This window comes from Sphingorhabdus rigui (assembly GCF_014196595.1).
GTDB classification, from domain to species: domain Bacteria; phylum Pseudomonadota; class Alphaproteobacteria; order Sphingomonadales; family Sphingomonadaceae; genus Sphingorhabdus_B; species Sphingorhabdus_B rigui.
On sequence record NZ_JACIEA010000001.1, the window covers coordinates 255,844 to 274,939 of the forward strand.

The window sequence follows — 19,096 nt, forward strand, 5'->3', positions numbered from 1 at the left end:
GTTGGGCTGGTGACGCGCCCTTTAGTTTTTCTGTGGGGCTTTCGCCTCGGGAAACAATGGCCACGCCAATTGTTGGCCCAAAGTCGCGTCTGGCAGATTTTCCACCCCATAGCTTTGCGGATAGGTGCGGGTGATTTTCGCGGTGCCGAACAGGATGTCCCAAAAGAACAGCAGATTTCCGAAATTGCCTTTATAGTTCACGGCAGGGTCGCTGTAATGACGCCCATGATGGGCATGGTGGGTAGCAGGCGTTGATATCGTGCGTTCAACCACCCACATGATGGGCGAAAGCCATTTGATTTTGAGCAGCTTCGCATCCCAGGCCACATCGCTATGCGCCCCGATGATCACAAGTTGTTTGACCACAACATAGCCAGCATACACCCAGCCCAAGCCCATGTAGACCAACACGGCCGAGAACCAGATGCTTGGCATCAGCGCATAATAAAAAATGTTGTTCCGGTAGACCAACCGGATGCTCATATAGCGGGCGTTGTGGTGCGCACGGTGCATATTGTAGAGCCACGCGAAGCTATGCGATGCGCGGTGCTGCCAATATTGCATCATGTCATCCAGGATCAGGAACAACCCGATCGCCAGGAATATATTGATACCCGACAACATCCCACGCCATTCGGGACGCACCGCGCCGAGCGCATAGTCGACAAATATCAAAATGGCGGGCTGGGTGAAAACCAACAACAAAATTGTGCTGACAATTTCGACAATGCCGTCGTCGCGGGTTTGCTCATTTTTCGAAAAAAGGCGGGTGCGAAATAATTCAAGCAGGCCAAAGCCTATATAAATGGCCAGAATGGCGTAGGTTGAAGTTGGCATCTTAGTCGTGCTTTCTTGGAATGATTACGGTCTAGGCCCAGTACCCATGCACGGACGCCGAAGGCAATAACAACAGCGATGCGAATGACGAACAAAAAGGCATCATACGAGCTAACATAGGTTTTGGACCACCCACAAGGGTGCAGATCAATTTGGTCGCCGCAAGACGAGAAGCTAGCGGTCGTGATGTCCGCACTGCCTGAGAATTACTTATGATGCTCCCGCCGGTCGCCGAAATCGCGCGCGCGTTTGCGCCATGCGTGATTAATCTGCGAGGATCTGGTTTGCCGCCGAGACGGACTGCCTTCAATGTTGCGCACCGCGCGCAGTTGAGGCCTTGGCCGCGTCGAAGCGGCGGGCGAGAGGCCATACCACCGCGATGGCGGCTATGCAGGTCAGCGCCCCCAGTGGGCCGATTGCGGCATAGCCGCCAAAACGCTGCGCGATTGCGCCTGCAGCCAGTGACCCCATCGACTGGGCGAGAAGCCAGGTTCCGGTGGTCATCACGGCCAAACGTCCGCTTTCGTCGCAATCATAAGCGAGACCCAGCAACATGGGATAGGTCAGGAACCAACTGACATAATAGCCCATGAAGGCCGCAGCGAAGGCCATTGGCGTGCCCACGGTGGTCAACAGGGCACAGGTCACCCCGCACGCGCCCAAAACCAAGGCCAACGGCCGGGCGCGTGTCAGCCGTGTGCTGATCGCGGCAAGCCCCGCATTGCCAAGTGCGCTCGCCAGGGTGGCAAGCGACTGATAGCGACCAAATTCGGTCGCCGGAATGCCGATCGCGTGGGCGGTGCGTTCAATGAAGGGCCAGAGTGCCAGAGTACCAAATGCGAACAATGCCATGGCGGTGAGAACGCGCAGGCCATCCGCGCCTATCGGTGATTTGGGTTCGCGGGTATCACCGTTTGAAAGATCCGTCCCGCCAGGAAGCAGCAAAGACATCATCCCAAGGCCAGCAGAGATCGCCGCGAGGGCAAGAAACATGCCCTCCACCCCGTAACGTGCGCCAACCTGCGGCAGGCCAAGCGCAATCGCTGCAAAGAGAACCGTCTGGAACGCAATGCCGAGCGAAATCCAGCGCGCGGGATGGCTTGTTCGCCCTGCCGCAAGATTGACCGCGGAATTGAGGATGCCAAAGCCGAGCCCGGTGCCGATCCGTCCGATAAGAAGAAGGCCGAAACTGCCGGTCAGCGCGGACCCTGCCTGAGAGAGGATCACCAGCAGACTTGCCACCAGCGCCAGCAGTCGCGGATCAAGCCGCCGCGCGCGTGGCGCGATGATGAACATCGCCGCGGCATAGCTCAGCGTTTCGGCCATGTTCCAAGCGCCCATCGCAAAGGGCGAGAAGCTGAACCGATCGATGAGGCCGCCGACCAGATAGGTCGTGAAATTGTTTCCGAGATGCGCTGCGGTCGACGCCGCGCCTATGCCGATGAACGTGAAGGCAAAGGGGCGTTCCCCCAGCGCGCGCTTAGTCATCAGCCCCTGACCCGCGGGAATCGGGCCATGGCCTCGAGTTCCTCGAGGTCCATATGCGCGCGCACATATTCCTCACCCGCGTTGCGCGGCGGTTGGTAATCCCAAGCCGTGGCCTTGCCGACCGCATTGGCCGCACCCACCACACGGCGAGAGCGCTGGCTCTCGATGACGGCCTTGGTGATGGCGTCGAAATCCCACCGCTGGGCAACCTCCGCCCTCAGCTCGGCGATCATCTGCGCCAATTCCGGGTCGCCCGCACGGTTGGTCAATTCTTGCGGGTCTTCCGCCAGATTGAAAAGCAAATCAGGGTCGACGCGCGAATGAATGAACTTCCAAGGTCCGCGGCGGATCATCACGAGCGGGGCGATTGTGCCCTCGCCCATATATTCACCGATCACCTCGTCATGCCCGCCCGTCCCGTTGAGGTGCGGCACCAAACTGCGCCCATCGAACGACAATGCTGGATCGACATCCAGCCCGGCGATGTCGAGCAATGTCGGTGCCAAGTCGACCAGCGAGACACTGGCGTCGACTGCGGCGGCACGATAGCGCCCGGGCGCGTGAATGATCAACGGGATGCGCGCTGCACCTTCGAAATAGTGCATTTTGTACCAAAGGCCGCGCTCCCCCAGCATGTCGCCATGATCGCCACAGACGATGACGACAGTGTTGTCCGCCATGCCCGTTTCTCGAAGAGTCTCGAGGATCGCTGCGAACTGGTCGTCGACAAAGCTAATCGATCCAAAATAGGCACGACGCGCCGTAATGATCATTTCGTCGGTCACTTCAGACGCATCAAGGTCGCAGACGTGACGCAGGCGTTCCGAATGCGGATCCTGCTCAACGTCCGTGCGCCTGACGGTCGGCAGCGGTATGTCCACACCTTCGTACCGGTTCCAATAGTCTTCATGGATCGCATAAGGATCATGTGGGTGGGTTAGAGACACCGTCATGAAGAAGGGCCGCTCGTCCTTGTCGCGCGCGATGTCGTAAAGCTTGCGACGGGCTGTAAAGACCACTTCCTCGTCAAAATCGATCTGATTGGTGCGGATCGTCGGTCCGGCCCCCAAAACGGAATCGAGCGAGTGGTACCAGGTCGGCCGTGTGGGAAAATCGGTCCAATCCGGTGTCCAGCCGAAGTCTGCGGGATAAATGTCGGTCGTCAGCCGTTCTTCATAGCCATGCATCTGGTCAGGCCCGGCGAAATGCATTTTGCCGGTCAAGATCGTGCGATACCCGCCAAGCCGCAGGTAATGGGCCATGGTCGGGGTTGAGGCGGGAAATTCACTGGCATTGTCAAAAGCGCCGATCCGCGACGGCAGCACACCGGATTGCAGGGTAAAGCGTGCCGGCGCGCAAAGTGGGCTGTTGCTATAGGCGGAGCGGAACAGCACGCCTTCCTCGGCCAAGCGCGACAAGGTTGGGGCCTTGACCGGTGAAGGGCCATAAAAAGGAAGGAAAGGCGCGGCCATCTGATCGGCCATAAGAATGAGGATGTTTGGCGGTTGGGTCATGGATTGAGGCTATCGAGCCGATTTCGCACTGTCCAAGCAATCCTTCAGAAAAAGCTGAACCAATAGCGATCATAAGCGCCGCTAATCCTGTACGCCAGTTTTGCAACCATTTCGGGTAACATCCAATTCGCATGGCACATTTCGGAAAAATACTGGTGGCCGGGAATGACCTATTTTCGGTGGCGCGGACTGCCCGAGAATTACTTATAATGTTCGCGCCGGTCGCCGAAATCGCGCACGCGTTTGCGCCATGCGCGATAGCTGCCGGGTTTCAGCTGCGTGCGCATGATTGCTTTTATCTGGTCCGGCGTAACGCCATGCTGCGCCGAAATCTGTGTGAAACTGATATGGTCGGACAGCGCCATTTCGACGATTTCGCTGAGCTGCGCGGGTGATAATTCTGCCGCCATGCGTTCAGAGCCCAAACAGATCCTGCCAACGCGGGTCCGACTTTGCGACCTTTACCAAAAACGGACAGGTCGGCCGCGCTTTGATGCCCATGGCTTCGATTTGTTCGAACACGCCCGTGGCGAGCCGCGCCCCCGCGCCCGTCCCGCGCAAGGCGGATGGCACTTCGGCGTGCGGCAATATCATGACATCTCCGTCCCAGCGGATGGTGACATAGGCATCGCCCGCGTCCGTCGGCATGTTGAACCGGTTGCGTTCGGGGTCGTAGGCGATGGTCATGGCTGTGTAAGCCTTATTCCCACTCAATGGTTCCCGGTGGCTTTGATGTATAATCATAAACCACGCGGTTGATGCCTTTGACTTCGTTGATGATGCGCGTCGACACGCGGCTGAGGAAGGCGCTGTCGAAGGGGTAGATGTCGGCGGTCATGCCGTCGGTCGACGTCACCGCGCGCAAGGCGCAGACATTGTCATAGGTGCGGCCATCGCCCATCACGCCGACGGTGCGGACGGGCAGCAGCACGGCAAAGGCCTGCCAAATCGCGTCATATAGCCCTGCGTTACGGATTTCTTCGAGATAGACTGCGTCCGCCTTGCGCAACACGTCGCACCGTTCCTTGGTCACTTCGCCCGGAATGCGGATGGCAAGGCCGGGGCCGGGGAAGGGGTGGCGGCCGACAAATTGGTCATTCAGGCCCAGTTCGCGGCCCAAGGCGCGTACTTCATCCTTGAACAGTTCGCGCAAGGGTTCGACCAATTGCATGTTCATCCGTGCGGGCAGGCCGCCGACATTATGGTGGCTTTTGATCGTGACCGAAGGCCCGCCGGTGAAGCTGACGCTTTCGATCACGTCGGGGTAAAGCGTGCCTTGTGCCAAGAAATCAGCGCCGCCGATTTTCTTGGCTTCTTCTTCAAACACGTTGATGAATTCGCCGCCGATGAATTTGCGTTTCTTTTCGGGGTCGGTGACGCCCGCGAGGCCAGCCATGAAGCGTTCTTCGGCGTCCACCACGACGAGCGGGATATTATAATGGTCGCGGAACAAGGTTTCGACCTGTTCGCGTTCATTCATACGCAGCAGGCCGTGGTCGACAAAGACGCAGGTAAGCTGCGCGCCAATCGCTTCGTGAATGAGGATGGCCGCAACCGAGCTGTCGACGCCGCCCGAAAGGCCGCAAATGACGCGGCCTGACCCTACTTGCGCACGGATTTCGGCAATCTTGGTCGCGCGGAATTCCGCCATCGTCCAATCGCCCGCAAGGCCGCAGATTTTATGCACGAAGTTGGAGATTAATTTCGCGCCATCGGGGGTGTGCACGACTTCGGGGTGGAATTGGATGCCATAATATTGCCGTGCTTCATCGGCGATAAAGGCAAAAGGCGCGCCGTCGCTGGTGGCGACGACTTCAAAGCCGGGGGCAAGGCTGGTGACCTTGTCGCCATGGCTCATCCACACCTGATGCTTGTCGCCGGTCGCCCACAATCCGTCAAACAAAGCGCAGGGTTTTTCGACCTCAATAAAGGCACGGCCAAATTCGCCGCCGTCGCCTTCGCTGACATGGCCGCCCAGCTGCATCATCATGGTTTGTTGGCCATAGCAGATGCCAAGGATAGGCAGGCCGCTATCGAAAACACATTGCGGTGCGCGCGGCGAATCGGCTTTGGTCGTCGATGCGGGGCCGCCCGACAAGATGATGCCCTTTGGCTTCATACGTGCAAATGCGGCTTCGGCGGAATTGAATGGCGCGATTTCCGAATAGACCCCGGCCTCGCGCACGCGGCGCGCAATCAATTGAGTCACTTGTGACCCGAAATCGATGATCAGGATGGAATCGGAAGGGTGGGCGTGTGTTTTGGATTCAGGCATGGTCAGCCGATAGTGATTGCCGCCGCCGCTGTCCAGTTACCGCGGTGACTTTGGACTTTGCCCTTTGCCCTGACCTGTTTCGGTGCGCTATAGCGTCGGCGTGATAAAACCCGACACCAAACGCGCCGATATCATCGAGCGATTGACCGCCTACGTCCTTGCGCAAGGGCTTTCGGCGTCGAGCCTGCGTCCGTTGGCCAAGGCCGCGGGCACCAGCGACCGGATGCTGCTTTATTATTTCAAGGACAAATCCGAGATTATCACCGCGGTGTTGGAACAGATTTCCGCGCAGCTGGTGGAGATGATCAGTGCGCACACCGCCGCCGAGCCGCTGCCCGTGGATGCGCTGCGCCGCAAATTGGCGGGCATTGTCTTTGAAGACGCATTGTGGCCCTATATGCGGATCTGGCTTGATGTCGCGGCACGCGCGGCGATGGGCGACCCGTTTTACCGCGCGGTGGGGGAACAAATTGGTCGCGGATTTCTGGAATGGGGCAAGGCGCAGCTGCAGTCCGACAGCGAAGCGCAGCGCGACATTGATGCCGCGCGGCTTCTGGTCAGCATCGAAGGGATGCTGTTCCTGAAAAGCGTCGGCCTTGACGATATAAACGCCAAGGCGCTTTAGCGCGCGCGTTCTGCCCGCGTTGGTCCGAGCAACATGGCAGCAACGTCACCCTTGGTGCGATAGCTTTGCACGAGCAGATAGGTGGCCAAAAATGGCGCGCCAAGGTTAAAGGCCGCAAATCCGAGAACGAGCCCGGCCACCGAAAATTCGTGACGCCATGCGACCCAGAATCCGGAAAAGATCAGAAAGCATAAAAAGTCGAGATTGAACTGCCCGGGCCATGCCATGTCCGCAATGTCACCGAAAAATATTGGGAAAAGCCCCATGCCATGATTGGCGATGGTAACGCTGGTATAGGCGCCGACAATGGCAATGACGGCAACGAGGAAAAGGCGAAAGGCGTTCATTTTTCTGCTCCACGGTTGAAGATTGATGCCAACAACATGCCGACACCAGCGCCCCACAAGATGATGGCGGCGCAATTGGTTATGTGTGGCAATGTGCTGCCGTACACGGACGGAAAATAGGCGATGACGATGCCGTCTGTGATTAAAGCTGTTGTGGTTGCAATGCCAATGCCGGTGAACAACTGATCCGGCCGAAGCTTTGCGAGTTTACGCACAAGGAAGATAAATGGCACGGTACCCGGGATAACAAGGGCATAGGTCACCGCACGCATACTGCCTTCGAGGGCGCCCATCGGCGCAATGACGCTCAGGATGATGGCGGCGCAAAACCAGAGCGCAGCTCCTAGCCCAATGAGCAGAAAAGTCTGCCCATATGTGAGGCCAATACGGTTTATCTGCACGCTGGACATAGACACATCCTTCCATCGATTGGATAAGCCTAACAAAATGTAGCGACTGCTACAATATCTATTTTAGTCGGTCAGTTCGACCCAAGTCGGCGCGTGATCGCTGGCTTTTTCACGGCCGCGATATTCCTTGTCCACGCCGCAGGATGACAAGCGGTCGGCAACAACGGGGCTCAGCAACAGATGGTCGATGCGAAAGCCATGGTCGCGTTGCCATGCACCGGCCTGAAAATCCCAAAATGTCCAAATGCCGCCTTGCGGATAATGCGTCGCCAGCGCGTCAGTCCAGCCTTGGCCCAATAAAGCGCGATAGGCGGCAATGCTTTCGGGTTGGCGCAAGGCATCGTCCAACATCGCGGCTGGCGCCCAGATATCATGCGTGTGCGGAATGACATTATAGTCGCCCGCCAGCACGGCGGGGATTTCCGCCGCCAACAATTCGGCGGCGCGGTCGTACAAGCGTTTCATCCACGCAAGCTTATAGTCAAATTTCGGTCCGGGTTGGGGATTGCCATTGGGCAGATAGATAGTGGCAACGCGCATGCCGAAAACATCGGCCTCCAGATAACGGGCATGTTCGTCTTCGGGGTCGCCGGGCAAGGTGCGCTGTGCTTCGACAGGCTGCGTGCCCTTGGCGAGGATGGCAACGCCGTTGAACGATTTTTGCCCGTGCCAGATCGCGCCATAGCCCGCGCGTTCAAATTCTTCGACGGGAAAGCCCTCGTCCTGCGACTTGACCTCTTGCAGACAGGCAATGTCGGGTTGGGTTTCTTCCAGCCACTCGAGCAGGCGGGGAAGGCGCGCTTTGACGCCGTTGATGTTGTAAGTCGCGATACGCATGCCCGCGACCCTAGCCGCGCATGGCTATTGCATCAAACCGAAAAGCTGGAGCCGCAGCCACAACCGGCCTGCGCTTGCGGATTGGTCACCTTGAAGCTCTTGCCGCCAAGCGATTCGACGAAATCCACCGCAGAGCCACGCACCAGATCAAGGCTGACGGGATCGACAACCAAAGACGCGCCTTCGCTGTGCGCGGTGATGTCATCTGCCTCAACGCTGTCGGCGAGGCCGAAACGATATTGAAAGCCCGAACAGCCGCCACCTTCAACCGACAACCGCAGCACAGGATCTTTTCCAAGCTTGGTTGCGATTTCGGCCACGCGGCGCGCGGCATTGGCGGTCATGGAGATGACTTCGGTTTCGCTCATATCGGATATGTAGGCCATGCAGCAGTTAAAGAAAAGGGGCGGCGCAGTATCCCGCGCCAGCCCCCAAGATTACACCCTCTCCCAAAGGTGATATGTTTGGCCTGTCTGCTTACTCGCCTTCAGCAGGGCCGCCGATGGCAGTGCTATCAACAGTTTTTGCAGCGAGCAAGATCTTTGCGCTGTTTGCGTCAAATTTCACTGGCGACAGGAATGCGGTTGGGTTGATCGCTTCACCGGCAATGCGGACTTCATAATGCAGGTGGCTTCCGGTGGAACGGCCAGTTGAGCCCATATAGCCCAGAATGTCGCCCTTGCGGATGCGCTGGCCTGGTGCAACATTCATCGCCGACAAATGGCCGTAGCGTGTCTGTACAGCGCTGCCATGGTTGATTTCTACGAATTTGCCGTAACCGCCAACCCATTCAGCGCGGCCAATGATGCCATCTGCTGTTGCGTAAATGGGCGTGCCAATGGCGCCGGGAATATCGATACCTTGGTGATTGCGGCTGGCGCCACGCGTCGGTGCGTTGCGATAACCATAGCCGCTGGAGAATTTCATGATTTCAACTGGGTTGATCGATGGAACAGCAACTTCAACCTTGGCAGGGGTGCCATTGATGCGGCCCCAGCTGTCATTCAACGCGCGAAATTCAGGGTCCGACACGCCAAGCGCGCTCTGGTTCGCCTTCAAATCTTCTGGGGAAATGCGGAATGTGTCTGATGAGGCGGCGGCTGAGTTGGCGAATGATGGTGTTGCTGCTGTGAAAGCGGCGACCATTACCAAAGCAGATACAGCTTTAAGGATCAGTGATTGGCAATGTGCCAAAGCGCTGGATACCATAATGTGTCTTTACCTTATGATGCGACCCGCGCTTTTACGCAGTTCCGAAGTTTGACCGTGACAGTTGATCTGCCCACCCCTTGTGAACAGGGTGGTGTCCGATGGTTCAAACGAATGCAACATCCCTGTAATAATCGCGGGACAAACCGCCGCTCAAACGCGTTGAGTCGTTAAATGGACGGTTAAACGGCGCACCAAAGTGGCGGTTTCCCGACAATTTCCAAACTGGCGGAGGTGCTATTCGGCGCTCGGACCAACCCGTCATACACCCGTTTGTTCCCGCCAAGACCCGCAAAATTTCGTTATTATTGGAGCGATAAAACGTCCGAACGGTCACCGAATCGGTTGCCGTTTCGATTCGTCCGTTGGTCGCAAGCTGCGCGGCTCAACGCACCGCAGCCCTGAGCAGCAGACGCGCAGCGTCTGCGACCGTCGAAGGGCGGCAAGGGCGGGAGGCGCGAGAACGGTAACCGCCCTTCGACAGGCTCAGGGCTTCGGTTTTAAAGAATGACTCGCGCGGTTTAGCCGAGCGCTTTGGCCGCGGCCAAAACCTCTGCGGCGTGGTCCTTGACCTTTACCTTGCGCCACACGTGCGCAACCTTGCCGTCTTTGCCGACCAGATAGGTTGACCGGTCAATGCCCATATAGCTTTTGCCGTACATCGATTTTTCGACCCACGCGCCCATTTGCTCGGTGGCATCGCTGGCTTCGTCGGACAGCAAAGTGACATTGAGGTCATATTTCGCCGCAAATTTCGCAAGCTTGGCGGGCTTGTCCTTGGACATGCCATAGACGGGGCAATTGATCGCGGCGAAATCCGCCGACAATGCGGTGAAATCCTTGGCTTCGTTCGTGCAACCCGGCGTGTCCGCCTTGGGGTAGAAATAGAGCACCAGCGGGCCTTTGAGCGCCGCCAGATTGACCGCATTGCCAGCGCTATCCGCCACATTGACGTCGGGCAGGGTGTCGTTGATATCGGTCATGTTGGGTTCCTTTTCAAAAATCGCGTTGGCCAAATAGCCGTTGCCATTCGTGCATGACAACCCCGCGATAATCCCTAATCGCAGCCATCAGGCCATCCCAATCGGCAAAGCCAAGGCTGTCTGCAATCAACGCCTGCGCGGCCAATGGCGGGGTGACGCAATCGGGCGCGACGAGGCGTACCATGACCAACAGCCGCGCGAACAATGCATAAGCCGTGGCAAAGTCTGCAGGCAGATGTCTGGCTGTCACCAGCGCATCAATTGCGGGGTCAAGCTGCGGCACCAGCCCGTCATGTGTTTCCAACTGAAGCCGGTGGATGATGAACTCCATGTCCACCAAGCCGCCGGGCAAAAGCTTCACATCCAGATCGCCCTTTGGCGGTTTATGCGCCGCCATATCCTTGCGCATGCTGGCGATATCAAAGCGCAGTTTTTCGGGGTCGCGTTGGCCATGCAGCACATCCGCGACAATAATATCCACCTGCGCACGGGCATCGGCCGAGCCAAACAGCACGCGCGCCCGCGTCAACGCCATATGCTCCCACGTCCACGCATTTTCGTGCTGATATTGGTCAAAGCTTTTCACCGACGCGCAGAGCAATCCATCGGCGCCCGATGGCCGAAGCCGTGTGTCGACCTCATATAAAGCGCCCGATGCGGTGGGCACCGACATTGCGGCAATCACGCGCTGCGCCAGCCGGTTGAAATATTGCGTCGCACCCAAGGCACGCGGCCCATTGGATTCGGCGAGATTGCTGCCGGTGAACAATAAGATCAGGTCAAGGTCCGACGCATGCGTCAATGCCTCTCCGCCCAATCGGCCCAATGCCAAAATGACCAGCTCGCCGCCGTCAATGCGGCCATGCGCTTTTTCAAATTCGGCGACCGTCGCGGCGGTCAGCGTCTGCAACGCGGCCTCTGCCAAATGGGCGTAGCTGCGCGCGATGTCGCTTGCGTCGCTGCGGCCCTCAATCAACTGCACGCCCAGCGCAAAGCGTTTTTCGCCGACATAATCGCGGACAATGTCGAGCATGGATTGATAATCGGCATCGCCAATCCGGCGCGCCATCGCGTCGTGCAGCGCCGCCATATCGCCGGGCAATTGCATCGCGCTCGTGTCAATCAACGCGTCCAGATAGCGGCTCTGCCGGCCAAGATCGTCGGCCAGCGTCGGCGCATAGCTCAATATGTTGGCGACCAAATGCAACAGCCCGGGCCGCGCCTCCAGCAAGCGGAAGACGTTGATGGCACTGGGTATCGCCTCGATCATATTTTCGAACCGCGCGATGGCACGGTCCGAATCGGGGGCCAGCGCCAATGCTTTCATGATCGCGGGCAAGACGGCTTCAAATGCGTCACGCGCCGATGCGCTGCGGATCGCGCGAATCTTGCCGCTGCGCCACCGGGCCATGCGCTGCATGATTGCGGCGGGGTCAGTATAGCCCAAATCGGTCAATTGTTCTTCAAGCGGCAGGCCTTCATCGGCCATGCGCGGCCCTTCGCTGCCGCCTGCGTCCACCATCCGGTCATAAATCGCCGCGACGTGTTCCGTGACTGGGCGGATCGCGTCGAGTAACGCGTCGGCGTCCGCCAGCCCATGCAAGCGCGCGACGGCATCGGCGGTTTCGCGGTTCTGCGGTATCTCGTGCGTTTGCCGGTCACTGTGCATTTGCAGACGATGTTCAAATGTCCGCAACTGTTCATAGGCCGATGATAATGTCTCCGCCTCTTGCGGGCTAATCGGGCCAGCCGCCGCCAACCGCGTCAGCGCCTCACGGGTGTCGGGCACGCGCAGCACCGGATCGCGTCCGCCATGGATCAGCTGATGCGCCTGCGCGAAAAATTCACATTCGCGGATCCCGCCATGACCACGTTTCAGGTCGAACCCAAGGCCCATTTTCTGACCTTTGGCATAATGGTCACGGATTTGCGCGGTCATGGCGGTGATGTTCTTCAACTGCCCGAAATCGAGCGACTTGCGCCAGATGAAGGGCTGAATAGCGTTCAGGAAATATGCGCCCAGCGCGCGGTCGCCTGCGCAGACCCGCGACCGGATGAAGGCCGCTTGCTCCCACGCCAGCGCGCTTGATTCATAATAGCCAATGGCCGCTTCAACGGGCAGGGCGATCGGGCTGACCTCCGGCGATGGCCGCAGCCGCATGTCGACGCGAAAGACATATCCGTCGCCATCCAATGCGGACAAGAGTTCGATGACGCGGCGGCCATAGCGCACGGCAGCCTCTGCCACATCGTCGCGTTCGCGGTGGGGCAGGGTCTTTGGATCGAACAGGAAAATCGGGTCAATGTCCGACGAATAATTCAACTCGCGTCCGCCATGTTTGCCCAGCGCAATGACGGCAAAGCCTTGGTTGGGCGCGCCGGGCACGCGTTCTTCAATGGCGGCAGATATGGCTTGGTCGAGCGCATGGTCGGCAAAGTCGGAAAGTATGCCTGTGACGCGGCTGAGGTCCCAAACGCCGGCGAGGTCCGCAATCGCGGTGACCAGCGCGACCCCCTGACGCTGTTGGCGCAAGGCGGTGCCGACATTGTCCGCCGTTCGGGCAAGGGATTGCGCCAGCGCCGCGTCAAATTCGCCCGCCGCGACCATCGCCATCAATTCGGGGTTGCGGTCCATCAGTCCGGCAAGAAACGGACTGTTGGCCTGTGCGCGTGCGATGGCTTGTGCGACGCGCGTCATAGCTTCAACCCTGATCTTTTCCGCGGACATAATCCCGCCGGAAATCGGCGGCGAATGCCGCGAACCGCCCTTGCGATATCGCCGCGCGCATTCCGGCCATCAGCATTTGGTAATAATGCAAATTATGCTGCGTCATCAGCATCGCGCCCAGAATCTCGCCCGACCGGATCAGGTGATGGACATAAGCGCGGGTCCATGTTGCGCACACGGGGCAGGTGCATTGGTCGTCAATCGGGCCTTCGTCTTCGGCAAACTTCGCATTGCGGATGTTGATGGGGCCATGATGGGTAAAGGCTTGGCCATTGCGGCCAGAGCGGGTGGGCAGGACGCAATCGAACATGTCGATGCCGCGTTCAACCGCGCCCACCAAATCGTCGGGCTTGCCCACACCCATCAGATAGCGTGGCCGGTCGGCGGGCAATTGGTCCGGCGCATAATCAAGGCAACCAAACATCGCCTCTTGCCCTTCACCCACCGCAAGGCCGCCCACGGCATAGCCATCAAAGCCAATGTCGATCAACGCATCGGCGGACCGCTTGCGCAATTCTTCGTCCAATGACCCTTGTTGAATGCCAAATAAGGCCGCGCGCGCGGCATGTTCGCCGCCGCTGTCGAACCCGTCGCGTGAACGCTTGGCCCAGCGCATCGACAGTTCCATCGACTTGATCGCTTCGTCGCGGCTCACGCCATTGGCGGGGCATTCGTCAAACGCCATGACAATATCGGAGCCCAAAAGCCGCTGGATTTCCATCGATCGTTCGGGCGACAGCATATGCTTCGACCCGTCGAGATGGCTTTGGAACGCCACGCCCTCTTCGGTGATTTTGCGCAACGCCGACAGGCTCATCACCTGATACCCGCCGCTGTCGGTCAATATCGGCCGGTCCCAGCCCGAAAACTGGTGCAACCCACCCAGCCGCGCGACACGTTCCGCGCCGGGCCGCAGCATCAGATGGTAGGTGTTGCCCAAGATAATATCCGCGCCCGTTGCGCGCACTTCGGCAGGGCGCATTGCCTTTACCGTGGCGGCGGTGCCGACGGGCATGAAGGCAGGCGTGCGAATTTCGCCGCGCATCATCTGAATGCTGCCGGTGCGCGCCTTGCCATCCGTGGCGGAAATCGAAAACTGGAATCGCGTGGTCATCGGGCGGCTTTAGAGGTTGGCGACCAGTTTGTCATTCCGGGCTGCGCGCGAATGACAAGAATGTTTGAATTATTCCTTTTCGCGGCCGCTTCGCTACCCCATATACGCAAAATGACTTACACCGATCCCCGCTCATATCTTTACCAACCCGGCCTTCTCGACCCTGACGCAGCGCAGCGTATTACGCGTGATGCGTTGAAGGCGTGCGATGATGGCGAGCTTTATTTGCAATATAGCGCGACCGAGAGCTTTGGTTTTGACGATGGCCGTTTGAAAATGGCGGATTATTCGACGGGTTCGGGCTTTGGCCTGCGCGGTGTGTCGGGTGAGATGACCGGGTTCAGCCACGCCAATGACATGAGCGAAGCCGCGATTCGCCGGGCAGGGGAAACGTTGAAGCTGCTCGATCCTGCAAAGGAACAGCCCGCCCCGCCGCCGCGCCAGAACAACCGGCATTTATATACCGACGGCAATCCGCTCGAACTTGTGCCATTCGCGAAAAAGGTTGCTTTGTGCCAACAAATCGACGCCGCCGCCCGTGCCCGTGACCCACGCGTCGCGCAAGTGAGCGTCAGCCTTTCGGGCAGCTGGAGCGTCGTCGAAATCGTGCGTGCTGATGGCTTTGTCGCCACCGACGTGCGGCCGTTGGTCCGTCTGAATGTCTCCATCGTTGCGCAAGACGGTGACCGCCGCGAAACCGGCACTTATGGCTTTGGCGGGCGTTATCTCTACGACAAATTGTTTGAAGATCATGAATGGGAACATGCCATTGATGAAGCATTGGCGCAGGCGCTGACCAACTTGCGCTCGGTCGCCGCGCCCGCGGGCGAAATGACCGTGTTGCTTGGCCCCGGCTGGCCCGGCGTATTGCTGCACGAGGCTGTCGGCCATGGTCTTGAAGGCGATTTCAACCGCAAGGGCAGCAGTGCCTTTTCCGGCAAAATTGGCCAGCGCGTTGCTGCGCCCGGCGTGACCGTTGTCGATGATGGCACGATGATGAACCGCCGTGGTTCGCTGTCGATTGATGATGAAGGCACGCCGACGCAGGAAAATGTCCTGATCGAAGACGGCATTTTGCGCGCCTACATGCAGGACCGCATGAACGCCCGCCTGATGGGTGTTGCCCCCACCGGCAATGGTCGCCGCGAAAGCTACGCCCATGCACCCATGCCGCGCATGACCAATACATTTATGCGCAGCGGCAATGACGACCCCGCCGAACTGTTGAGCCGCGTCAAAAACGGCATCTTCGCCAAAAGCTTCGGCGGCGGGCAAGTGGACATCGTGTCGGGCAAATTCGTGTTCAGCTGTACCGAGGCTTATTTGGTCAAGGACGGCAAGCTTGGCGATCCCATCAAAGGTGCGACGCTGATCGGCGACGGCCCAACCGCGCTGAACAAGGTCATCGGCCTTGGCAACGACATGGCATTGGATGATGGCATCGGCGTGTGCGGCAAAGGCGGCCAAAGCGTTCCGGCGGGCGTCGGGCAACCCACAACCTTGGTCAGCGCGCTTACGGTAGGCGGCACGGCGGGTTGATCGGTGCATATTTCGGTCCAAATTGCGATATGGCCGAATTAACTGCATGACCCCGATATGAGCCACGCACTCAAGGTTGCGACCTATAATATCCGCAAGGCGGTTGGCCTTGACCAAAGGCGCAACCCCGAACGCATATTGGCGGTGCTGAAAGAAATCGACGCCGATATCATCGCGCTTCAGGAGGTAGATCGCCGGTTCGGCGCGCGTGTCAGTGCATTGCCGCTGGCGATGCTGGAGGCGGAGACATCGTGGATGCCCGTGCCCTTGCATTTCCGCCCCGCCGCCATTGGCTGGCACGGCAATGCGATTTTGGTGCGCAAGGGCATGGAGGTGCGGCATTGCCAGCCGATTGATATGCCAACGTGGGAACCACGTGGCGCGGTGATGGCGGAACTGTCGGTTGCTGGCCATGCATTGCGCGTCATTGGCGTGCATCTCGATTTGTCCGGGCTGTGGCGGCGCAGGCAAATCCGCGCATTGCTGGCGGCGATTGATGCCAGCCCGCGCCATATGCCCACGATTCTGATGAGTGATTTTAACCAATGGTCGGACAGCGGCGCATTGAACGAACTTGCGTTCCACCATCACCGGCTGGTGCAAACCCCCAAAAGCTTTCACACATCGCGTCCAGTCGCCCGATTGGACCGGATCATTGTCAGCCACGAGGTGAAAGTGACCGCGGCGGACAGCCATATTTCAACATTGTCCAAACAGGCATCGGACCATCTGCCCTTATGGGCGTCGATCCGCATTGGGTGATTGCCTAATATTTAGGCAGTGATACTTTGCTGATTAAATTTTAGGCATATCAAAGAGTGGTGGCGCTTATATGCGCTGCCCATATCGCCTATAATCGGGGCATTTACGTGCATTTCCCGTTTCTGGCACGGTGTTTGCTTATTGCACTGCACAACCACTATTGGGGGCGTGCATGAAATATATTATTGCCATTATTAAGCCGCACAAGCTGGACCCGGTGCGCGAAGCGCTCACCGCGCTCGGCGTGTCGGGTATGACTGTGACCGAGGTCAAAGGCTTTGGCCGACAAAAAGGGCAGACCGAAATCTATCGCGGTGCCGAATATGCAACCAACATGGTGCCCAAGGTGAAAATCGAGATCGCGTGCGCGTCCGATCAAGCCCCTGCCGTGGTCGAGGCCATTCAGCAGGCCGCGGAAACAGGCGCCATTGGTGACGGAAAGATATTTGAATTCGAACTTGCCGGTGCCCTGCGCATCCGCACGGGCGACACCAACGAAACCGCGCTTTGACGCGATCATATCAAGCTAGGGGAACCAGATAATGTCAAAGACACTAAAATTTTTGGGCGCGGTGGGGGCGACAATGTTCGCCGCCTTGCCCGCCTTCGCGCAGGAGGTGGCGGTGGAAGCCGTCGCTGTTGCGACAGAATCGGCCGCTCCGGTTGCCGATAAGGGCGATACTGCATGGATGATGATATCGACCGTGTTGGTCATGCTAATGATCATCCCTGGACTTGCGTTATTCTATGGCGGCTTAGTGCGCGGGAAGAATATGCTTTCAGTGCTTACTCATGTGTTGGGCGCAGCATCGCTCGCCATGATCATTTGGGTGATGTACGGCTATGGCCTCGCTTTCGGTGGTGACGCTAACCAATTCATCTCGAATGGTAAATTTATGCTGGCTGGGGTCACGGCAGATTCGACTGTTGCGACGTTCACTGACGGCGTTGTTATTCCGGAATATGTGTTCATTGCTTTTCAGATGACCTTTGCCGCTATTACGCTGGCACTTGTTGTTGGCGGTCTGGTTGAACGCATGAAATTCTCGTCGATGATGGCCTTTGGCGTTATTTGGCTTACCATCGTTTATTTCCCCATCGCCCACATGGTCTGGTATTTGGGGGCTGACGACGCATCGACTGGACTGCTGTTTGGTTGGGGCGCGCTTGATTTTGCTGGCGGTACCGTTGTGCACATAAACGCCGGTGTTTCCGCTCTTGTTGGATCCATTATCTTAGGCAAGCGCCTTGGCTATCAAAAAGAAATCATGACCCCGCATTCCTTGCCCATGACACTCATCGGCACGGGCCTTTTGTGGGTGGGCTGGTTCGGTTTCAATGCTGGCTCGGCGCTTGAGGCCAATGGCGCTGCCGGACTTGCGATGATCAACACATTTGTTGCGACCGCCGCCGGTGTTCTCTTCTGGATGCTCACCGAGCTCGCTTTGGGGCACAAAGGTTCGATGCTCGGCGCCTGTTCGGGTGCCATTGCAGGATTGGTTGCCGTGACCCCTGCCGCAGGTAACGCGGGGCCTTTTGGTGCGATTTTGCTTGGTGCTATTGCGGCCACTCTCTGCTGCGTCTTCGTGATGAAGTTGAAAGCCAAACTCGGCGTCGATGACTCGTTGGACGCTTTTGGCATTCACGGTGTGGGCGGGATTATTGGTTCGGTTGGTACGGCCTTCACAATGCTTCCCATTTTGGGTGGTCCTGGTGCCGAAGATTACGCCCTGGGGGTCCAATTGTGGATCCAAATTAAGGCAGTGCTGGTCGCTATCGCATGGGCAGCTATCGGTTCGGCTATTGCTTTCTACCTCGTCAAGTTCACGATCGGACTTCGGGTGACAGAAGAAGTCGAGCGCGAAGGCCTCGACCTTGGTGAACATGGCGAGCGTGCCTATAACTAAACTGGAGTGCGGCAGAAAAAGTGGGAACCGGTTTTTCGCTTCGTCCGCACGACCCAACTAAAATTTCACGACTTGGCGGCGGGGCGTTCTCTCCTTTCCTAATACGCTCCGCCTCCTCCCGATGTTCCTCCCGCGAACATCCAACTCATGGCCCGGACCCGCGATGGTTCGGGCCTTTTTTGTGCGCGGGTAAAAACAACTTTCCTACAAATAACCATATGGGTTATTCGAGTCGCGTCATGCAGGCGGCGGTCTAGAACGCTGATCGGGATGACGGGAACGCTGGCGGGGCAACCCGTCGGCACGGTCGGCGCGATAGGGTGCGTGCTTCAGCCTGAAAAAAGGGCCTGTTGCATCAAGCTCTGAACAGCGCAAACATGGCTGGATGTGGCGGGAAACCGTCCTGTCCGTGCGGACAGCCTTTGGGGGTTTACGAACCTTACCCCGGATGGACAGCATGCCAGCCAATAAAGGCGGCCCGGGGGCAATAGCCTGATGGAACAAGCGGGCCTTAATCAACC

At 58.3% G+C, this 19,096-nt stretch carries 19 protein-coding genes; 5 read left to right on the forward strand and 14 right to left on the reverse strand.

Annotated elements, in window-relative coordinates:
- Positions 1-21: 21 nt before the first annotated feature.
- From GGR91_RS01255 to guaA, 6 genes are all read right to left on the reverse strand, one after another.
- Positions 22-837, reverse strand: a complete 816-nt coding sequence (locus GGR91_RS01255) for a sterol desaturase family protein (protein WP_183939289.1) — start codon at positions 835-837, stop codon at positions 22-24.
- Positions 838-1,143: 306 nt separating this feature from the next.
- Positions 1,144-2,325, reverse strand: a complete 1,182-nt coding sequence (locus GGR91_RS01260; protein ID WP_183939291.1) for an MFS transporter — start codon at positions 2,323-2,325, stop codon at positions 1,144-1,146.
- On the reverse strand, positions 2,325-3,839 hold the full coding sequence (betC, locus tag GGR91_RS01265) for a choline-sulfatase (protein WP_183939293.1): 1,515 nt from the start codon (positions 3,837-3,839) through the stop codon (positions 2,325-2,327). Before betC ends, GGR91_RS01260 begins: the two co-directional genes overlap by 1 nt.
- A gap of 200 nt (positions 3,840-4,039) precedes the next feature.
- The gene (locus GGR91_RS01270) at positions 4,040-4,249 is read right to left on the reverse strand and encodes a DUF2805 domain-containing protein (protein ID WP_183939295.1); all 210 of its coding nucleotides are present in this window, start codon (positions 4,247-4,249) and stop codon (positions 4,040-4,042) included.
- A gap of 4 nt (positions 4,250-4,253) precedes the next feature.
- Complete coding sequence (locus tag GGR91_RS01275; RefSeq protein WP_183939297.1) at positions 4,254-4,526, reverse strand: GNAT family N-acetyltransferase; 273 nt, start codon at positions 4,524-4,526, stop codon at positions 4,254-4,256.
- Positions 4,527-4,539: 13 nt separating this feature from the next.
- Complete coding sequence (guaA, locus tag GGR91_RS01280; RefSeq protein WP_183939299.1) at positions 4,540-6,114, reverse strand: glutamine-hydrolyzing GMP synthase; 1,575 nt, start codon at positions 6,112-6,114, stop codon at positions 4,540-4,542.
- A gap of 100 nt (positions 6,115-6,214) precedes the next feature.
- Between guaA and GGR91_RS01285 the strand changes: the two genes are divergently transcribed.
- The gene (locus GGR91_RS01285) at positions 6,215-6,739 is read left to right on the forward strand and encodes a TetR/AcrR family transcriptional regulator (RefSeq protein WP_183939301.1); all 525 of its coding nucleotides are present in this window, start codon (positions 6,215-6,217) and stop codon (positions 6,737-6,739) included.
- Here the strand turns inward: GGR91_RS01285 and GGR91_RS01290 are convergent.
- The 8 genes from GGR91_RS01290 to tgt all read right to left on the reverse strand — a co-directional run bounded on the left by GGR91_RS01290 (position 6,736) and on the right by tgt (position 14,367).
- Positions 6,736-7,086, reverse strand: coding sequence for a hypothetical protein (locus GGR91_RS01290; protein WP_183939303.1), 351 nt, complete (start codon positions 7,084-7,086; stop codon positions 6,736-6,738). The genes GGR91_RS01285 and GGR91_RS01290 overlap by 4 nt on opposite strands.
- Complete coding sequence (locus GGR91_RS01295; RefSeq protein WP_183939305.1) at positions 7,083-7,496, reverse strand: hypothetical protein; 414 nt, start codon at positions 7,494-7,496, stop codon at positions 7,083-7,085. Before GGR91_RS01295 ends, GGR91_RS01290 begins: the two co-directional genes overlap by 4 nt.
- Before the next feature lie 63 nt (positions 7,497-7,559).
- On the reverse strand, positions 7,560-8,333 hold the full coding sequence (xth, locus tag GGR91_RS01300) for an exodeoxyribonuclease III (protein WP_183939307.1): 774 nt from the start codon (positions 8,331-8,333) through the stop codon (positions 7,560-7,562).
- Between the two features lie 32 nt (positions 8,334-8,365).
- Complete coding sequence (locus GGR91_RS01305) at positions 8,366-8,701, reverse strand: HesB/IscA family protein (protein ID WP_183939309.1); 336 nt, start codon at positions 8,699-8,701, stop codon at positions 8,366-8,368.
- Positions 8,702-8,810: 109 nt separating this feature from the next.
- Complete coding sequence (locus tag GGR91_RS01310) at positions 8,811-9,542, reverse strand: M23 family metallopeptidase (RefSeq protein WP_183939311.1); 732 nt, start codon at positions 9,540-9,542, stop codon at positions 8,811-8,813.
- A gap of 521 nt (positions 9,543-10,063) precedes the next feature.
- Positions 10,064-10,525, reverse strand: coding sequence for a peroxiredoxin (locus GGR91_RS01315; RefSeq protein ID WP_183939313.1), 462 nt, complete (start codon positions 10,523-10,525; stop codon positions 10,064-10,066).
- Positions 10,526-10,538: 13 nt separating this feature from the next.
- Positions 10,539-13,223 (reverse strand): bifunctional [glutamine synthetase] adenylyltransferase/[glutamine synthetase]-adenylyl-L-tyrosine phosphorylase, encoded by a 2,685-nt coding sequence (locus GGR91_RS01320; RefSeq protein ID WP_183939315.1) that lies wholly within the window; start codon positions 13,221-13,223, stop codon positions 10,539-10,541.
- A gap of 4 nt (positions 13,224-13,227) precedes the next feature.
- Positions 13,228-14,367: a tRNA guanosine(34) transglycosylase Tgt gene (gene tgt, locus GGR91_RS01325; RefSeq protein WP_183939317.1), complete on the reverse strand. Its 1,140-nt coding sequence runs from the start codon at positions 14,365-14,367 to the stop codon at positions 13,228-13,230.
- 111 nt (positions 14,368-14,478) lie between these two features.
- On the opposite strand from tgt, the gene tldD reads away from it, so the two are divergent.
- The 4 genes from tldD (at position 14,479) to GGR91_RS01345 (ending at position 18,575) form a co-directional block, all read left to right on the forward strand.
- Positions 14,479-15,906 (forward strand): metalloprotease TldD, encoded by a 1,428-nt coding sequence (gene tldD / locus GGR91_RS01330; protein WP_183939319.1) that lies wholly within the window; start codon positions 14,479-14,481, stop codon positions 15,904-15,906.
- A 57-nt stretch (positions 15,907-15,963) separates the two neighbouring features.
- Positions 15,964-16,668: an endonuclease/exonuclease/phosphatase family protein gene (locus tag GGR91_RS01335; RefSeq protein WP_183939321.1), complete on the forward strand. Its 705-nt coding sequence runs from the start codon at positions 15,964-15,966 to the stop codon at positions 16,666-16,668.
- A 172-nt stretch (positions 16,669-16,840) separates the two neighbouring features.
- Positions 16,841-17,179 (forward strand): P-II family nitrogen regulator, encoded by a 339-nt coding sequence (locus GGR91_RS01340; protein ID WP_183939324.1) that lies wholly within the window; start codon positions 16,841-16,843, stop codon positions 17,177-17,179.
- A gap of 31 nt (positions 17,180-17,210) precedes the next feature.
- The gene (locus GGR91_RS01345; RefSeq protein ID WP_183939326.1) at positions 17,211-18,575 is read left to right on the forward strand and encodes an ammonium transporter; all 1,365 of its coding nucleotides are present in this window, start codon (positions 17,211-17,213) and stop codon (positions 18,573-18,575) included.
- Positions 18,576-19,096: the final 521 nt, after the last annotated feature.